The sequence below is a fragment of the Streptomyces sp. NPDC015661 genome (assembly GCF_043077765.1).
Classification (GTDB): Bacteria; Actinomycetota; Actinomycetes; order Streptomycetales; family Streptomycetaceae; genus Streptomyces.
Genome location: NZ_JBIBST010000004.1, coordinates 282,703 through 299,627 on the forward strand (window position 1 = coordinate 282,703; position 16,925 = coordinate 299,627).

Below are 16,925 nucleotides of genomic sequence, written 5' to 3' on the forward strand. Positions count from 1 at the left end.
ATGGCAAGCATGCGTGCAACTCTGGTTCTGGCGACGGCACTCGTCGCCGGGATCGCACCGGTGGCGCTGGGGGGCGCCGCCGCCGTCGCAGCGCCCGCGCCGGTCGCCGCGGCCCCGGCCGCCTCCACCGCCGAGCTGGGGACCGTCGTCCAGGTGGGACCCCGCCTGGCGCTTCCCGCCGGTGGTGAGGGCCCGGAGACGCTGCGCTTCAAGGCCACGCTGCCGGCCGGGGTGACCGGCCCGGTGAAGGCCCGCGTCACCCTTCCCATCACCAACTGGCCGGGCGGCGGCTGGACCGACTACCGGACCGCGGCCCGGATCGTGTCCACCTGCTCGGTCGGCGGCGGCGCGTTCACGCCGTGCGCCTGGAACGGGACGCGGTTCGAGGAGGAGGACAAGCCGGCCCGGGTCGTCCTCGACCTGCCCGCCGTGGAGGCCTCGGCGACGCTGGAGTTCGCCGTCACGATGGACCTGCCCGCCGAGCTCGCCTGGATCGGCTCGCTCGACGCCCCCGTCGAGCTGAAGGACGCGAGCGGGTCGGTCGTCTCCCAGGGCAAGGTCGGCATCGACGTCTTCGAGGGCGTGCCCAACGCGTACGACCGTGGCGCCGTGCACGCCCGTGACAAGGACGGCGTGCTCTGGCGGTACGAGGGCACGGGCAATGTGCGCCGGGTGCTCGCGCCCCGCACGAAGGTGGGCGGCGGCTGGAACATCTACACCTCGATCCTCCCGGTCACCACGACGCGGGCCAGCGGCGACGGTGACCTGGTGGCCCGGGACAAGGCCGGTGTCCTCTGGTACTACAAGGGCACGGGCAACCCGGCCGCCCCCTTCGCGCCCCGCGTGAAGGTCGGCGCCGGCTGGAACATCTACACCGCCTTCTCCGCCCACGACGGCGGCCTGCTCGCCCGTGACCGGGACGGCGTCCTGTGGAACTACGACCGGAACGCGTCGTCCTCCACCGCCCCGTTCAAGCCGCGCGTCAAGGTCGGTGCCGGCTGGAACGGCTACAACACGATCACCTCGTTCGGCAGCGGCCTCCTGGCCCGTGACAAGGCCGGCGTGCTGTGGTCGTACGCATCGGCCGCCCCCGGCACCAGCGCGGGCGCCCGCCCGCTCAAGCCGAGGGTCAAGGTCGGCGGCGGCTGGAACATCTACTCGGCCGTCGTCGGCACCGGCGACCTGCACCGCGGCGGTGTGCCCGACGTCCTCGCCCGCGACACGAGCGGCAGGCTCTGGGAGTACTCCGGCGTCGTCACGAGCGCTCCGATGCCCTCGTCGACCCGCTCCCTGATCGGCGCCGGCTGGAACATCTACGACACCATCTTCTGATCGTCCGGCGCCCCGCCGAACCCGCACGGCACGACGCCGGGCCCCGGAGACCTCCGGGGCCCGGCGTCCGCGTCCGGCGGGACCGCCGCCGGCGCGTCAGTCTCGGCGGGCCCGGTTGCCGGGGCGGCCGGCGACCCAGGCGCGGATCGTGTCCTCGTACCAGTAGGGCTTGCCCGACTCCACGTGGTCCGGTGCCGGAAGAAGCCCGTGTTTCCGGTAGGAGCGGACCGTGTCCGGCTGCACCCGGATGTGTGTGGCGATGTCCTTGTACGACCAGAGCCTTCTGTTCGTCATGCCCGGTACCTCCCTGCGCGCCGCGCAGCGGCGGCGGGGGTGCCGTTCGGGGGCGCTGCGGGCGGGCGATGGCGATCAAGCGATCAATCAGCCTGTGCCCGGTGCAACGGCCCTCCCGACAGGAGGAGAGCGGCTGTCGAGCGCCTGTGACGGAAAGCCCGCGTAACGGAGACAAGCGTGACGGGGGAGGGACCCGTGTGACCGAAGCGGCACACGCGCCCCTCGGTGTGTCCGCGTGCGTCAGCCCTGGTCAGAGCGGTATGCGCCGGTCGCCGCGCCCCATGCCGCGCCGGTCGCCGCGCCCCATGCCGCGCCGGTCACCGCGCCCCATCCGCGCCGGTCGCCGCGCTCCCTGCCGCGCCGGTCGCCGCGCTCCCTGCCGCGCCGGTTGCCGCGCCCCATCCGCGCCGGTCGCCGCGCTCCCTGCCGCGCCGGTCACGCGGCCCACGCCGAGCCGGTCACACGCCGCACGAGCGGAGAAAGCTCCGGGTCCGCAGGGCGATCGGGTACGGGACGTCCGGCTCGCACGGGTACATGTCCTGCTCGACGATCGCGAAGAGGTCCACGTCGAGCGCCGACGCGGCGGCGAGCACCGGTTCCAGCGCGGGCACCCCGGACGGCGGCTCGCACATCACGCCCCGCGCCACCGCGGGCCCGAACGGCACCCCCTCGGCCACCACCCCGGCCAGGACCTCCGGGTCGACCTGCTTGAGGTGGAGGTAGCCGATCCGCTCCCCGTACGTCTCGATCAGCTTGACGCTGTCCCCGCCGGCGTACGCGTAGTGCCCGGTGTCCAGGCAGAGCGCGACGGCCTCCGGGTCGGTGGCGTCCAGGAAGCGCGTCACGCTCTCCTCGCCGTCGATGTGGGTGTCGGCGTGCGGATGGACGACGATCCGCAGCCCGTACCGCTCGCGCACCTCCCGGCCCAGACGCTCCGTCAGCCGTGTCAGGTCCCGCCACTGCCCGGCGGTCAGCACGGGCTCCTCCAGGACCTCGCCCGTCCGGTCGTCCCGCCAGAACGACGGGATGACGACCAGGTGTTCCGCGCCCACGGCCTGCGCCAGCGCGGCGTTCTCCGCGACGTGCGCCCAGGTCCGGTCCCAGACGTCCGTGCCGTGGTGCAGGCCGGTGAAGACGGTCCCCGCCGAGACCCGCAGCCCGCGCCGCGCGGTCTCCTCCAGGAGGACGGCCGGATCGGTGGGCAGATAGCCGTACGGACCGAGCTCGATCCACGTGTAGCCGGCGCCCGACACCTCGTCGAGGAAGCGCTGCCACGGCACCTGCCGGGGATCGTCGGGGAACCACACCCCCCACGAGTCGGGGGCGGAGCCGATACGGATACGGGACGGTGGCGACGGCTGCGGCGACGGCTTCGTCATGAGCGCCACCTTGGCCGGGCCCGACAGCACCGTCAAGCCGTCCGGTGGTCCGAATGTCCGGACATATCGTTGACAGGCCTCCGGGCGGACGACTAGACCTGGGGACGGAGCCCAGGGCGGCCCGACCGAGAGGTGGCGCGTGGAGACGGAGCCGTACGAGCTGATCACCATGGGGCGCCTCGGCGTGGACCTGTACCCGCTCCAGACCGGCGTCGGACTCGACCGGGTCGACACCTTCCGCAAGTTCCTCGGCGGCTCCGCGGCCAACGTGGCCGTCGCCGCCGCCCGCCTCGGCCGCCGCACCGCGCTGATCTCCCGCACCGGCGCCGACCCCTTCGGCAGCTATCTGCGCCGCGAGCTCAAGGGCTTCGACGTGGACGGCCAGTGGGTGACCGAGGTCCCCGCACACCCCACCCCCGTCACCTTCTGCGCGCTCTTCCCGCCCGACGACTTCCCGCTGTACTTCTACCGCCGCCCCCACGCCCCCGACCTGGAGATCCGGCCGCACGAGCTGGACCTCGACGCGATCCGCGCCGCCCGGGTCTTCTGGGCGACCGGCACCGGCCTGTGCGCCGAACCCAGCCGCACCGCCACCCTGGAGGCGCTCCGCGCCCGGTCCGGCCGGGAGACGACGGTCCTCGACCTGGACTGGCGGCCGATGTTCTGGACGGATCCGGCGGAGGCCCGCCCGTACTACGCCGAGGCGCTGCGGCACGCGACCGTCGCCGTCGGCAACCTCGACGAGTGCGAGGTCGCCACGGGGGAGCGGGAGCCGGAGGCCGCCGCCCGCGCCCTCCTCGCGAGCGGCCCGGTCCGGCTCGCCGTCGTCAAACAGGGCCCCGCGGGCGTCCTCGCCCTCGCCGCCGACGGGACCCGCGCCGAGGTGCCGCCGCTGCCGGTCGAGGTGGTCAACGGGCTCGGCGCGGGCGACGCGTTCGGCGGGGCGCTCGTCGACGGCCTGCTCGCCGGACCGGACCTCGGCACGGTCCTGCGCCGCGCGAACGCCGCCGGCGCGATCGTCGCGGGCCGCCTCGCCTGCTCCTCCGCCATGCCGGACGCCACGGAGATCGCGGAAGCCCTCGCGACGGGCAGCGGCACCCTGCCGGAACGGGGGTAGGGATCCGCCATGGACACGAACCTCCACCTCCCCGCCGGGACCGCCGCCCACGGCCCGTACGCCGTCTCCGTCGACCCCGGGCAGGCCGGATGGACGTACTCCGCCCTGCGCGTCCTCACCCTCGGACCGGGGGAGAGCCACGCCTTCGAGAGCGGGGATTCCGAATGGGTCGTGCTTCCCCTCTCCGGTGCCTGTAGCGTGCGCCTCGACGGCGAGATCTTCGAACTCCTGGGCCGCGCGAGCGTGTTCGAAGGGGTGACCGACTTCGCCTACGTACCCCGCGACGCCCACGCCCAGATCGCCTCCGGCGCGGGAGGCCGCTTCGCTTTGGCAGGAGCGAAATGCGAGCGACGACTCCCCGCCCGCTACGGCCCCGCGCCGGAGGTTCCCGTCGAGACCCGGGGCAGCGGCAACCGCGCCCGTCAGGTGCGGAACTTCGCCTCGGCCGACGCCTTCGACTGCGACCGGCTCATCGCCGTCGAGGTCGTGACCCCCGGCGGCAACTGGTCCTCCTACCCGCCGCACAAGCACGACGAGCACCGCCCGGGCGCCGAGTCCGTCCTGGAGGAGATCTACTACTACGAGATCGACGGCCCCCACGGTCTCGCCTACCAGCGGATCTCGCCGTCCCGGCCCGGCGGCGCCGAGCTCCTCGCCGAGGTCCGGGGCGGCGACGCGGTCCTCGTCCCCGACGGCTGGCACGGGCCCTCGATCGCCCAGCCGGGTCACGACCTCTACTACCTCAACGTCATGGCGGGCCCGGGACCCGAAAGGGAGTGGAAGATCTGCTTCCACCCGGACCACACGGAGGGATACGCATGAGCGTCCGACTGACCGTCGCCCAGGCCCTCGTCCGCTTCCTCGCCGCCCAGCACACCGAGCGCGACGGCGTCCGGCAGCGGCTGATCACCGCCACCTGGGGCATCTTCGGCCACGGGAACGTCGCCGGGATCGGCCAGGCGCTGGTCGAAGAGCAGCACATGCCCTTCCACCAGGGCCGCAACGAGCAGGCCATGGTGCACGCCGCCGTCGGCTACGCCCGCCAGAGCAACCGGCTCTCCGCGCACGCCGTCACCACCTCCATCGGCCCCGGCGCCACCAACCTCGTCACCGGCGCCGCCCTCGCCACCATCAACCACCTCCCGGTGCTGCTCCTGCCCGGCGACACCTTCGCCACCCGCCCCGCCGACCCCGTCCTCCAGCAGCTCCAGGTCCCGTACGCGGGCGAGGTGTCCGTCAACGACTGCCTCCGCCCGGTCTCGCGGTACTTCGACCGGGTGAGCCGCCCCGAGGCCCTGATCCCGGCCGCCCTCGCCGCCGCACGGGTCCTCGCCGACCCCGTCGAGACCGGCGCCGTGACCCTCGCCCTGCCCCAGGACGTCCAGGCGGAGGCGTACGACTGGCCGGAGGAGTTCTTCGCCGAGCGGACCTGGCACGTCCGCCGCCCCCGCCCCGACACCGCCGAACTCGACGCCGCCGTCCGCGCCGTGAAGGCGGCGCGACGGCCGCTGATCATCGCGGGCGGCGGAGTGAAGTACAGCGGCGCCGAGGACGCGCTGCGCGAATTCGCCGAGCGCACCGGCCTGCCCGTCGCCACCACCCAGGCCGGCAAGGGCGTCCTCCCGTACGACCATCACTGCGACGTCGGAGGCATCGGCCACACCGGCACCGACACCGCCAACACCCTCGCCCGCACCGGCGACCTGATCATCGGCGTCGGCACCCGGCTCACCGACTTCACCACCGCGTCCGGCACCCTCTTCCGCCCCGACACGCCGTTCCTCAATCTCAACATCTCCGGATTCGACGCCCACAAGCAGGCCGCGCTGCCCCTCGTCGCCGACGCCCGCGAGGCCCTCACCGCCCTCACCGAGGCACTCGGCGGCCACCGGCGGAGCAGGGCCGAGTGGTCCCACTCGAAGGCCGCCTGGCAGGAGCGGACCGACGCCGCGTACGCCGTCCCCGACGAGGACGCCCGCCCCACCCAGACCCAGGTCCTCGGCGTACTCGACACTCTGGTCGACACCGGCGACATCCTGATCAACGCCGCCGGCTCGCTCCCCGGCGACCTGCACAAGCTCTGGCGGACCCGTTCCCGGGACCAGTACCACGTCGAATACGGCTACTCCTGCATGGGCTACGAGATCCCCGCCGCGATCGGCGTCCTCCTCGCCGCGCCCGGCCGGCCCGTCTGGGCGCTCGTCGGCGACGGTACATACTTGATGAATCCCACCGAAATCGTCACCGCCGTCCAGGAACGCCTCCCCCTGAAGCTGGTGATTCTGCAGAACCACGGCTACGCCTCCATCGGCGGTCTCTCCGAGGCCGTCGGTGCCGAGCGGTACGGCACCGACTACCGCCACCGGGCCGGCGACGGCAGCTTCACCGGACCGCCGCTCCCCGTCGACCTCGGCGCCAACGCGGCCTCCCTCGGCCTACGGGTGCTGCGCCCCCGCACCGTGCGTGACCTGCGGGAAGCCCTCGCGGACGCGCGGGCGGCCACGGATCCCACATGTGTCTACGTCGAGACCGAAACGGCAGACAGTGTGTCGGGCCCGCCCCCGGCCCAGGCGTGGTGGGATGTGCCCGTGGCCGAGACGTCGACCCGCCCGTCGGCGGCCAAGGCCCGCGAGGAGTACGACCGGCACGTCACCGCCCGACGCCGCCATCTCTGAAGGAGTAACTCGTCATGACGAAGACCGTCCACCACTGGATCGGTGGCAAGACCGTCGAGGGCACGTCGGGGAACTGGGGCCCGGTCACCGACCCGGCCACCGGCGCCGTCACCACGCAGGTCGCGCTCGCCTCCGTCGACGAGGTCGACGCCGCCGTACAGGCCGCGAAGGACGCCTTCGCGACCTGGGGCACCTCCTCGCTCGCCCAGCGCACCACGATCCTCTTCAAGTTCCGCGCGCTGCTCGACGCCAACCGCGACGCGATCGCCGAGCTGATCGTCGCCGAGCACGGCAAGGTCCACTCCGACGCCCTCGGCGAGGTCGCCCGCGGCCTGGAGATCGTCGACCTGGCCTGCGGCATCACCACCCAGCTCAAGGGCGAGCTCTCCACCCAGGTCTCGAACCGCGTGGACGTGGCCTCGATCCGCCAGCCCGTCGGCGTCGTCGCCGGCATCACGCCCTTCAACTTCCCGGCCATGGTGCCGATGTGGATGTTCCCGATCGCCATCGCGACCGGCAACACCTTCATCCTCAAGCCCAGCGAGAAGGACCCCTCGCCGTCCCTGAAGATCGCCGAGCTGCTCGCCGAGGCGGGCCTCCCGGACGGCGTCTTCAACGTCGTCCACGGCGACAAGGTGGCCGTCGACCGCCTCCTGGCGCACCCGGACGTCTCCGCGATCTCCTTCGTCGGCTCGACCCCGATCGCCCGCTACATCCACACCACCGCCTCCGCCAACGGCAAGCGCGTCCAGGCGCTCGGCGGCGCGAAGAACCACATGCTGGTCCTCCCGGACGCCGACCTCGACGCCGCCGCCGACGCCGCCGTCTCCGCCGCGTACGGCTCCGCCGGCGAGCGCTGCATGGCGATCTCCGCGGTCGTGGCCGTCGGCTCCGTCGGCGACGAGCTCGTCCAGAAGATCCGCGAGCGCGCCGAGAAGATCAAGATCGGCCCCGGCAACGACCCGACCTCCGAGATGGGCCCGCTCATCACGGCCGTCCACCGCGACAAGGTCGCCTCCTACGTCCACGGCGCCGCGGACGAGGGCTGCGAGGTCGTCCTCGACGGCACCGGCTACACGGTCGAGGGCCACGAGAACGGCCACTGGATCGGTCTCTCCCTCCTGGACCACGTGCCCACCACGGCCGCCGCCTACCAGGACGAGATCTTCGGCCCGGTGCTCTGTGTGCTGCGCGCCGAGTCGTACGAGGAGGGCCTCGCCCTCATCAACGCCTCGCCGTTCGGCAACGGCACCGCGATCTTCACCCGCGACGGCGGCGCCGCCCGTCGCTTCCAGCTGGAGGTCCAGGCCGGCATGGTCGGCGTCAACGTGCCGATCCCGGTGCCGGTCGGCTACCACTCCTTCGGTGGCTGGAAGGACTCGCTCTTCGGCGACCACCACATCTACGGCAACGACGGCGTGCACTTCTACACCCGCGGCAAGGTCGTCACCACCCGCTGGCCGGACCCGTCCGAGGCCCCCGCGGGCGTCGACCTGGGCTTCCCGCGCAACCACTGACGGGACCCGTCCCGAGAACGGCCCCCGGGGTGCTGGACAGCACACCCCGGGGGCCTTCCCCGTGTCAGCCGGCCCCGCCGAACGTCCAGCCGAGCATCGCGAAGCCCCCTTCGTCGACCGCGCCCGCCGACCGGTACGTGGCGAGCGCCGCCTCGTTGTCCGTGTCCACCGGCACCCACGCGCCCCGGCAGCCGCGCGCCCGCGCCCGGGCCACCAGCGCCTCCGTCAGTGCCCGCCCGATCCCGCGCCGCCGCCGGGACTCGTCCACCGCCAACTCGTACAGGCACATCTCCGCGCCCTTGTCGGGGTGCAGCATCTCGATCCCGGAGACGAACCCGGCCGGGAAACCGTCCTCCGCGTACGCGATCAGCATGAGATGACCCGGCGCCGCCAGGAAGCGGGCCGCCCAGTCCTCCCGGGCCGGACCGTCGTACAGGTGCTCCGCCGCCAGCAGTTCGGCCACCGTCGTCGCCCGCCGGATCTCCACACCGTCTCCCTGGGTCCGTCTCCCGTTTCGGCACGCCGGACGGCCCGTACGGGCAGTCCCCGTACGGGCCGTCCGCGTCCTGGCCGTCCCCGTACCCGCCGCCCCTGTACCGTCCGTGTACCGCGCCCGCTGTACGCGGACCGTACCCCGTACGACTCCAGGAGGTGCGACACCTCCCTCTCCGGGCAGCCGTGCCGCACAGCCCGGGCCCCTAGGCTCGACCCCATGCGACTCCGACTTCCCCGGTGGGCCGCGGTCACCGCAGCGCTCGCCGTCCTCGCGGGCGCCGGCACCTGGACCGCCGTCGCCCAGGACGATCCGCCGCCCGTGCACCGCGCGGACCGGATGCTCGACGTCGACGGGGTACGGCTCGACACCTCGTACTTCACGGGCGCGGGCGACGGCCGCCGGCCCGCCGTCCTCCTCGGCCACGGCTTCGGCGGCTCCAAGGACGACGTCCGCGCCCAGGCCGAGGGCCTCGCCCGCGAGGGTTACGCCGTCCTCACCTGGTCCGCCCGCGGCTTCGGCGCCTCCACCGGAGAGATCGGCCTCAACGACCCCGACCACGAGGTCAAGGACGTCTCGAAGCTGATCGACTGGCTCGCCGCCCGCCCCGAGGTCCTCCTCGACAGGCCCGGCGACCCGCGCGTCGGCGTCACCGGCGCCTCCTACGGCGGCGCGATCTCCCTGCTCGCCGCCGGTCACGACCCGCGCGTCGACGCCATCGCCCCCCAGATCACCTACTGGAACCTCGCCGACGCCCTCTTCCCGAACGGCGTCTTCAAGAAGCTCTGGGCCGGGATCTTCTTCTCGGCGGGCTCCCCGGCCGAGGGCGGCGGCCCGGCCGTCGGCGGCTCCCCGGCTCCGGGCGGCTCCTGCGGCCGGTTCACCACCGAACTCTGCTCCCTCTACCAGCGCGTCGCCGTCGCCGGAAAACCCGACGCCGCCGCCCGCGCCCTCCTCGAAGCCCGCAGCCCCTCCGCCGTGGGCGCGCGCGTCAAGGTGCCCGCGCTCCTCGTACAGGGCCAGTCCGACTCGCTCTTCACCCTCGCCCAGTCCGACGCCATGGCCCGCACCCTCACGGCCAACGGCGCCCCCGTCGCCGTCGACTGGATCGCCGGCGGCCACGACGGCGGCGACCGCGAGACCGGCCGCGTCGAGCGCCGCGTCACCACCTGGTTCGACCGCTGGCTGAAGCGCGACACCTCCGTCGACACCGGCCCCGCGTTCCGCGTCAGCCGCACCGGCGGCGTCGACTCCACCGACGGGCAGGCCACCCTGCGCGCCGCCACCGCCGACCGCTACCCGGGGCTCACCTCCGGCACCGTGAACCTCGCCCTCGGCGGGCCGCCCCAGACCTTCACCAACCCGCCGGGCGCCGCACCTCCCGCCGTCTCCGCCGTCCCCGGCCTCGGCGGCGGACTCTCCGGACTCTCCTCCCTCGGCGTCGGCCTCTCCTTCGACTTCCCCGGCCAGCACGCCCGCTTCGACGCGAAGCCGCAGGCCGATGCGGTACGGATCACCGGCACGCCGACCGTCCGCGTCAAGGTCACCTCCACCGCCGCGGACGGTTCCGCCGTCCTCTTCGCCAAGGTGTACGACGTGGGGCCCGACGGACGGCAGCAGGTACTGCCCGCCCAGCTCGTCACCCCCGTCCGCGTCGAGGGCGCCAAGGCCGGGAAGAGCGTCACGCTGACCCTGCCCGCGATCGACCACGAGGTGGAGGCCGGACACCGGCTGCGGCTCGTCGTCGCCGCCACCGACCTCGGCTACGCCTCCCCGGCGGTCCCCGCCGGCTACACCGTCGCCGTCCAGGGCCCGCTCACCCTGCCCACCGCGCCCGGCCTCGCCACCCAGGCCGCCGCCCTGCCCTGGTGGGTGTGGGGCCTGCCGCTCCTCGGCCTCGCCGGTGCCGCCGCCCTGCTGCTCACCGCCCGCCGCAGGACGGCCGCGCCCGCACCCGACCCCGAACTCGCCGCCGTACCGCTCCAGATCACCGGCCTGTCGAAGAAGTACAAGGGCGGCGAACGGTACAGCGTCCGGGACCTCTCCTTCCGCGTCGAACAGGGCCAGGTCCTCGGCCTCCTCGGGCCGAACGGCGCCGGCAAGACCACCACCCTGCGCATGCTGATGGGCCTCATCACCCCCGACGAGGGCGAGATCCGGGTCTTCGGCCGGGCCATCAGGCCGGGCGCCCCGGTGCTCTCCCGCGTCGGCGCCTTCGTCGAGGGAGCGGGCTTCCTGCCGCACCTGTCGGGCCGGGAGAACCTGGACCTGTACTGGAAGGCCACCGGCCGCCCCGCCGAGGACTCCCACGTCGACGAGGCCCTGCGGATCGCCAACCTGGGCGGCGCCCTCGACCGGGCCGTCCGCACCTACTCGCAGGGCATGCGGCAGCGCCTCGCCCTCGCCCAGGCCATGCTGGGCCTGCCCGACCTGCTGATCCTCGACGAGCCGACCAACGGCCTCGACCCGCCGCAGATCCGTGAGATGCGCGAGGTGATGATCCGGTACGCGGCCGGAGGCCGGACCGTCATCGTCTCCAGCCATCTCCTCGCCGAGGTCGAACAGTCCTGCACCCATCTGGTCGTCATGGACCGGGGGCAGCTCGTGCAGGCCGGACCGGTCGCCGAGATCACCGGCTCCGGCGACACCCTGCTCGTCACCCTCGCGGAGACCGTCGCCGACGCCCTGGTCGAGAAGATCGGCGCCCTGCCGGGAGTCGGCTCCGCCGCCCGCACCGACGGCGGTCTCCTGGTCCGCCTCGACGGCCTCGACCCGACCGCCCTCATCGGCGAACTCGTCCGCCTGGACGTGCCGCTGACCGGCGTCGGCCCCCACCGGCGTCTGGAGGACGCCTTCCTGACCCTGATCGGAGGAGCCGCGTGACCGCCACGGCCACCCCGCCCATCCCGTCGCCGCGCGCCCCCGGCTACCGGCCCGGACGCACCCTGCCCCTGCGCGTCGAGGCCCTCCGCCAGTGGAAGCGCCGGCGGACCATGGTCATGGGCGGCATCCTCGTCGCCCTGCCCTTCGTCCTCATCGTGGCCTTCGCGATCGGCGGCTCCGGGGACGGCGACCGCAACGGCCGCATCACCCTGATGGACACGGCGACGGCCTCCGGCGCCAACTTCGCGGCGACCTGCCTCTTCGTCTCGGCCGGCTTCCTCCTCGTCATCCCGGTGGCCCTGTTCTGCGGGGACACGGTCGCCTCCGAGGCGAGCTGGTCCTCCCTGCGCTATCTGCTCGCCGCGCCCGTGCCGCGCTCCCGGCTCCTCGCCTCCAAGCTGACGGTCGCCCTCGGCTACAGCGCGGCCGCGATGCTCCTCCTCCCGCTCGTGGCCCTGGCCGCGGGCACGGTGGCCTACGGCTGGGGTCCGCTCCAGCTGCCGACGGGCGGCTCGGTACCGGCCGGGGACGCACTGCTCAGGATCGGGATCGCCGTCGTCTTCGTCTTCGCCTCCCAACTGGTCACCGCGGGCCTCGCCTTCTGGCTGTCCACCCGCACCGACGCCCCGCTCGGCGCGGTGGGCGGCGCCGTCGGCCTGACCATCGTCGGCAACGTCCTCGACGCCGTCACGGCCCTGGGCGACTGGCGCGACTTCCTGCCCGCGCACTGGCAGTTCGCCTGGATCGACGCGCTCCAGCCCCAGCTGGAGTGGGGCGGCATGGTGAAGGGCACGGCGATCTCCCTGACGTACGCCCTGGTCCTCTTCGCGCTCGCCTTCCGCGGCTTCGCCCGCAAGGACATCGTGTCGTAGAAGGTCCTACAACCACCCCCTCCGAGCCGCTTCCGCGCCCGCGCGGAAGCGGCTCGTCGTGCCGAGGGCCGCCATCAGCTCGCCCACCCTTCGGCTGTACGTCCGTGCGGACATGCCGAGCCGGGCGGCCGCCGTCTCGTCCGTGACCCCCGACAGGAGGGCGTCGAGCACCGGGCGCAGCTGGTGCGGCAGATCGCGCGGCGGCGGCGGTGGCGGCGCCGCGTACGCAAGGTCCTCGGCCGCCTCCCAGCAGGCGTGATGGGCCCGGACGAGGGCCTGCACCACGACCGGGTCCCGGATGAGCAGCAGCCCGTTGTAGAGCAGCTCCAGATCGAGCGGGACCGCGGCGACCGTCCGGTCGACGAGGATCATCTTGAACGGGATGGCCTCCGCGAGGCGGGCCCGGCCGGGGATCCGGAGCCCCCCTTCGAGCCGGGGCAGCGCATGCCGAGGGACGATCCGTCTGACCTCCTCGGCCCGCTCCGCCGAGGCCCGCATGCACGCTCCCGCCAGCTCCAGGAACGGCTCGGGGATCGCGCAGCCCGCGGACGCGACCGGGTCGTCGAAGGTCAGCAACTCGTGCCGGGTGGAGGCGGCCAGCCCGGCGAGTGCGGCGCTGATGCGCCGCGCACCCCGGACCGGCCGCCCGGCGGGCCGCTGTCCCTCGGTCGCGGCCCGGTTCATCGCCGAACGGGCGAGCATCACGGAGCCCGCGCTCTCTGCCACCGCTGACCACCCCCGCCCGATCGATGTCCACTCCATGTACGCATGTGACTGCACACGGTGACAACCCCTGTTGAGAAGGATGGCGAATCCATGCCACCCGGCGTCACCCGTGTCGCCGTTGCCGCATCGAGATCCATCCGCAACTCCTTCGACTGCTCCCCGCGGGCCTCTCGTTCGTCACATTCACAAGTGCCCGACGAAGAGGGGGAGATGAGATGGAACGACAGAAGCAGGGGCGGGTCCGGCGCAGAGGGGCCCGGCTCCCGGCCGTGCTCGCGGCTCTGCTCGCGGCCGGACTCGCCGTCGGCGGCTGCGGTGCGTCCGGCGAACGCACCAGCTCCGACGGAGCACGGAAGAGCGGCGGCCGTGCCGCCCCCGACGCCGGGACCGTCGCGCCCCGGGAGGGCGAACAGCGCTCACCGACGCCCGCCCCCGACTACCTGTCCACCTTCGCGCTCGACGTGGACACCGCCTCGTACGGCTACGCCCGCCGCACCCTCGCCGAGGGGCGGCTGCCCGACCCCACGACCGTGCGCCCCGAGGAGTTCGTCAACAGCTTCCGCCCCGACTACCCGCGCCCGAAGGACAACGGCTTCAGCGTGACCCTCGACGGGGCCCGCACCGGCACCGACGGCTGGTCCCTGCTGAGGGTCGGGCTCGCCACCCGGGGCGCCGACCGGAAGGCCGAACGCCCGCCCGCCGCCCTCACCTTCGTCGTCGACGTCTCCGGCTCGATGGACGAGCCGGGCCGGCTCGACCTGGTCAAGGAGTCCCTCGGGCTGCTCGCCGACCAGCTGCGCGACGACGACTCGATCGCGCTCGTGACCTTCAGCGACGAGGCCGAGACCAAGCTGCCCATGACCCGCGTCGGGGACGCCCGCGGGCGGATCCGCGAGACCGTCGAGGAGCTCGCGACGAGCTCCTCCACCAATGTGGAGGCGGGCGTCCGCACCGGCTACGACGTCGCCGTCGCCGGTCACCGCAAGGGCGCCACCAACCGGGTGGTGCTGCTCTCCGACGCCCTCGCCAACACCGGTGACACCGAGGCCGAGTCGATCCTCGCGCGGATCGACGAGGAGCGCAGGGAGTACGGGATCACCCTCTTCGGTGTCGGCGTCGGCAGCGAGTACGGCGACGACTTCATGGAGCGGCTCGCCGACAAGGGCGACGGGCAGACGACGTACGTCTCGAACTCGGCGCAGGCCCGGAAGGTCTTCGTCGACCAGCTGCCCGCCCATGTCGAGCTGCGCGCCCGCGACGCCAAGGCGCAGGTCGCCTTCGAACGGGGAAACGTCGAGAAGTTCCGGCTGATCGGTTACGAGAACCGGGCGGTCGCCGACGAGGACTTCCGGAACGACCGGGTGGACGGCGGTGAGATCGGGGCCGGTCACACGGTCACCGCGCTCTACGCGGTCAAGACCAGGCCCGGTGCGTCCGGCCCGATGGCCACGGCCACGGTCCGCTGGCTCGACCCGGTCACCCGGGCTCCGCACGAGCGCTCCGACACGGTCATGGCGGGCGCGCCGGCGCTGGCCGCCGACATCTGGGCCGAGGGCCACGACAGCCTGCAGCTGACGGCGATCGCCGCCTACTTCGCGGACGCCCTGCGCGGCGGCGACCTGCCGGGCTTCCCGGGCCTTCCGGCGCTCACGAACCGCGCCGGGGCGATCGCCGACCGCTCGGGTTCGGCGGTGGTCCGCGAACTGGCCGACGCCATCCGGCAGGCCTCAGGACTGCTCGGCCCCCGGGAGGGCGAGAACCCGTCCCAGGAGGGCGAGTTGAGGTCGGGTGATCCGTACAGCTGACGTATGCGAGGGGGCGGGCAACGGGTCAGAATGGCCGCATGGCCACCCTGCTGCTCGCCCTCGCCGTCGGAAGCACCGGGCTCTACGCCGGTTTCCTGCTGATCTTCCAGACCGGGATCATGCCCGCGCTCGCCCGTCTGACGGACCCGGAGTTCGTCACGGCGATGCGCCGGATCAACGAGTACGTGCCGAGGGCCGTGTTCCTCACGGTCTTCCTCGGTGTGATCGCCTTCCCCGCCGCCGCGTTCTTCGTCCCCCAGGACGGGCGGACGGACACCCAGAAGTGGCTGGTCCTCGCGGGGCTCGTCTGCGCGGCCCTCAACCACGCGGTGACCATCGGCGGGAACGTCCCGCTCAACACGGCCCTGGCGGCCTCGGAGAAGACCCCGGAGGACGACCCTTCGGCGGTCCGGGCCGCCTTCGAGAAGCGCTGGAACGGCTTCCACCGCGTGCGTACGGCCCTCATCACCCTCGCGTTCGGGCTGCTCACCGCCGCCGCCGTGCTCTAGCGGAACCCGGGAGAGCCTCCGAAGGGACCCGGTAGAACCGTACCCCGCTGCCGGTTTCTGGCGTGAACTCGCGGGTGTCGGCCCTCCTCGCATCCACCGGGACCCTGCGAAACCGTACCCCTGAGTCCTGAAACCACCTCTTGGCATGCACAAGATCTCCGCCACTGACGAAAATCTGACGCGCGGAAATCTGGATGAAGGGGGTGAATCACCACGATATCCGGGAGCGTCATTCCGTACCCTCCGGTTTCTTATTGACATGCCTACGGGGGTCTTTTCTAATCATCGAGAGTCGACCCGCGCGCAGACACCGCACAGGCATGAGGGGGCAAGGTGGACGTCCGGATCCTGGGGGGACTGTCGGTCCGTGAGAACGGGGTGTCCATCACCCCGACGGCGGCCGCGCCCCGGCAGCTCCTCGCCCTGCTCACGGCCAGCGCCGACCAGGTCGTCCCCGTGACGGTCCTGACCGAGGAGCTGTGGCCGTCCGGCGCGCCCCGCGGCGCCCGCCACGAACTCCAGGCGCACATAGCCGAGCTGCGCGGCCTCATCGCGGGCGCCCTGCGCGACGCCGAACCGGCGGAGCCGCGCCCCGGCTGGTCGGACCGCCGCAGCGCCGACGCGATCCTCGTCTCCCAGCCCGGCGGCTACCGGCTCGACACCGGCGGCGGCCCCAACGACGTCTGGCAGTTCGAGCGCGCCGCCGGCGCCGGCTACCGGGCCATGGAGGCCGGCGACCTGTCCCGGGCCGCGCTCCGCCTCGGCGAGGCCCTCGCCCTGTGGCGCGGCGAACCCTACGCGGGCGTGGCCGCAGGACCCCGGCTCCGCAGGGAGATCGAGCGCCTCGAAACCTCCCGGCTCAGCGTCCTCGACCAGTGGATGGAAGCCCAGCTGGGCCTCGGCCGGCACGCCGAACTCGTCTCCGAACTCACCGGACTCGTCGCCCGCTACCGCACCAACGAGCCCCTCCACGCCCACCTCATGGTCGCCCTGCTGCGCAGCGGACAGCACGACGAGGCCCTCGTCGTCTATGAGCGGCTGCGCATGAACCTCAAGGGCGAGAGCGGCATGGAACCCTCCGCGCGGCTCCGCCGGCTCCAGCGCTCCGTCCTCGCCGTCCGGGACACCGCCGGCCGCCCCGTGTACGCGCCCCGGATCCCCGCGCAGTACGTCCCCGGCCGGCCCGCCCCGTACGCACCCGCCCGGTACGACACGGCACCGTACGATCCCGCGCGCGCCCGGCTCGTCCCCGCGGGCTCCGTCGGCTGACCGTCCGACGGGACGGCAGCGCCACCACGGGGAATGAAGTGCGGCAACTCACCG

14 protein-coding genes are annotated in these 16,925 nt (G+C 73.4%); 10 read left to right on the plus strand and 4 right to left on the minus strand.

The genetic code is table 11. From position 1 onward, the window contains the following. Window positions 1-9: 9 nt before the first annotated feature. Window positions 10-1,332 (plus strand): hypothetical protein, encoded by a 1,323-nt coding sequence (locus tag ACF07V_RS13190; protein WP_392153784.1) that lies wholly within the window; start codon window positions 10-12, stop codon window positions 1,330-1,332. Window positions 1,333-1,428: 96 nt separating this feature from the next. Here ACF07V_RS13190 and ACF07V_RS13195 read toward each other — a convergent pair whose 3' ends face one another. Both ACF07V_RS13195 and ACF07V_RS13200 read right to left on the minus strand, forming a co-directional pair. Next, complete coding sequence (locus ACF07V_RS13195; RefSeq protein ID WP_392153786.1) at window positions 1,429-1,626, minus strand: helix-turn-helix transcriptional regulator; 198 nt, start codon at window positions 1,624-1,626, stop codon at window positions 1,429-1,431. A 458-nt stretch (window positions 1,627-2,084) separates the two neighbouring features. Then, a complete protein-coding gene (locus ACF07V_RS13200; protein ID WP_392153788.1) occupies window positions 2,085-3,005 on the minus strand; it encodes a sugar phosphate isomerase/epimerase family protein in 921 nt (306 codons plus the stop codon). 169 nt (window positions 3,006-3,174) lie between these two features. Between ACF07V_RS13200 and iolC the strand changes: the two genes are divergently transcribed. Genes iolC through ACF07V_RS13220 form a run of 4 tightly spaced genes read left to right on the plus strand, consistent with a single transcriptional unit; the run spans window position 3,175 to window position 8,314 of the window. Continuing rightward, window positions 3,175-4,122: a 5-dehydro-2-deoxygluconokinase gene (gene iolC / locus ACF07V_RS13205; protein ID WP_392154194.1), complete on the plus strand. Its 948-nt coding sequence runs from the start codon at window positions 3,175-3,177 to the stop codon at window positions 4,120-4,122. Window positions 4,123-4,131: 9 nt separating this feature from the next. Next, window positions 4,132-4,944: a 5-deoxy-glucuronate isomerase gene (iolB, locus tag ACF07V_RS13210; RefSeq protein WP_392153789.1), complete on the plus strand. Its 813-nt coding sequence runs from the start codon at window positions 4,132-4,134 to the stop codon at window positions 4,942-4,944. Beyond that, complete coding sequence (gene iolD, locus ACF07V_RS13215; RefSeq protein WP_392153791.1) at window positions 4,941-6,797, plus strand: 3D-(3,5/4)-trihydroxycyclohexane-1,2-dione acylhydrolase (decyclizing); 1,857 nt, start codon at window positions 4,941-4,943, stop codon at window positions 6,795-6,797. Before iolB ends, iolD begins: the two co-directional genes overlap by 4 nt. 14 nt (window positions 6,798-6,811) lie before the next feature. Beyond that, window positions 6,812-8,314, plus strand: a complete 1,503-nt coding sequence (locus ACF07V_RS13220) for a CoA-acylating methylmalonate-semialdehyde dehydrogenase (protein WP_392153792.1) — start codon at window positions 6,812-6,814, stop codon at window positions 8,312-8,314. A gap of 64 nt (window positions 8,315-8,378) precedes the next feature. Here ACF07V_RS13220 and ACF07V_RS13225 read toward each other — a convergent pair whose 3' ends face one another. Continuing rightward, on the minus strand, window positions 8,379-8,801 hold the full coding sequence (locus ACF07V_RS13225) for a GNAT family N-acetyltransferase (RefSeq protein WP_392153794.1): 423 nt from the start codon (window positions 8,799-8,801) through the stop codon (window positions 8,379-8,381). Between the two features lie 225 nt (window positions 8,802-9,026). Between ACF07V_RS13225 and ACF07V_RS13230 the strand changes: the two genes are divergently transcribed. After that, a complete protein-coding gene (locus tag ACF07V_RS13230) occupies window positions 9,027-11,690 on the plus strand; it encodes a CocE/NonD family hydrolase (RefSeq protein ID WP_392153795.1) in 2,664 nt (887 codons plus the stop codon). After that, the gene (locus tag ACF07V_RS13235) at window positions 11,687-12,562 is read left to right on the plus strand and encodes an ABC transporter permease (RefSeq protein WP_392153797.1); all 876 of its coding nucleotides are present in this window, start codon (window positions 11,687-11,689) and stop codon (window positions 12,560-12,562) included. The genes ACF07V_RS13230 and ACF07V_RS13235 overlap by 4 nt, the downstream gene beginning before the upstream one ends. Before the next feature lie 6 nt (window positions 12,563-12,568). On the opposite strand, the gene ACF07V_RS13240 is transcribed toward ACF07V_RS13235, so the two are convergent. Beyond that, a complete protein-coding gene (locus tag ACF07V_RS13240) occupies window positions 12,569-13,288 on the minus strand; it encodes a DNA-binding response regulator (protein WP_392153799.1) in 720 nt (239 codons plus the stop codon). A 215-nt stretch (window positions 13,289-13,503) separates the two neighbouring features. Between ACF07V_RS13240 and ACF07V_RS13245 the strand changes: the two genes are divergently transcribed. The 3 genes from ACF07V_RS13245 (at window position 13,504) to ACF07V_RS13255 (ending at window position 16,871) form a co-directional block, all read left to right on the plus strand. Further along, a complete protein-coding gene (locus tag ACF07V_RS13245; RefSeq protein ID WP_392153801.1) occupies window positions 13,504-15,093 on the plus strand; it encodes a von Willebrand factor type A domain-containing protein in 1,590 nt (529 codons plus the stop codon). Between the two features lie 38 nt (window positions 15,094-15,131). Next, window positions 15,132-15,602, plus strand: a complete 471-nt coding sequence (locus ACF07V_RS13250; protein WP_392153803.1) for a DUF1772 domain-containing protein — start codon at window positions 15,132-15,134, stop codon at window positions 15,600-15,602. Between the two features lie 333 nt (window positions 15,603-15,935). Next, complete coding sequence (locus tag ACF07V_RS13255; protein ID WP_392153804.1) at window positions 15,936-16,871, plus strand: BTAD domain-containing putative transcriptional regulator; 936 nt, start codon at window positions 15,936-15,938, stop codon at window positions 16,869-16,871. Window positions 16,872-16,925: the final 54 nt, after the last annotated feature.

Coding starts and splice junctions, on each gene's coding strand:
- ACF07V_RS13190 (WP_392153784.1), top strand. CDS start 10: ATGCGTGCAACTCTGGTTCTGGCGACGGCACTCGTCGCCGGGATCGCA.
- ACF07V_RS13195 (WP_392153786.1), bottom strand. CDS start 1,626: ATGACGAACAGAAGGCTCTGGTCGTACAAGGACATCGCCACACACATC.
- ACF07V_RS13200 (WP_392153788.1), bottom strand. CDS start 3,005: ATGACGAAGCCGTCGCCGCAGCCGTCGCCACCGTCCCGTATCCGTATC.
- iolC (WP_392154194.1), top strand. CDS start 3,175: ATGGGGCGCCTCGGCGTGGACCTGTACCCGCTCCAGACCGGCGTCGGA.
- iolB (WP_392153789.1), top strand. CDS start 4,132: ATGGACACGAACCTCCACCTCCCCGCCGGGACCGCCGCCCACGGCCCG.
- iolD (WP_392153791.1), top strand. CDS start 4,941: ATGAGCGTCCGACTGACCGTCGCCCAGGCCCTCGTCCGCTTCCTCGCC.
- ACF07V_RS13220 (WP_392153792.1), top strand. CDS start 6,812: ATGACGAAGACCGTCCACCACTGGATCGGTGGCAAGACCGTCGAGGGC.
- ACF07V_RS13230 (WP_392153795.1), top strand. CDS start 9,027: ATGCGACTCCGACTTCCCCGGTGGGCCGCGGTCACCGCAGCGCTCGCC.
- ACF07V_RS13245 (WP_392153801.1), top strand. CDS start 13,504: ATGGAACGACAGAAGCAGGGGCGGGTCCGGCGCAGAGGGGCCCGGCTC.
- ACF07V_RS13250 (WP_392153803.1), top strand. CDS start 15,132: ATGGCCACCCTGCTGCTCGCCCTCGCCGTCGGAAGCACCGGGCTCTAC.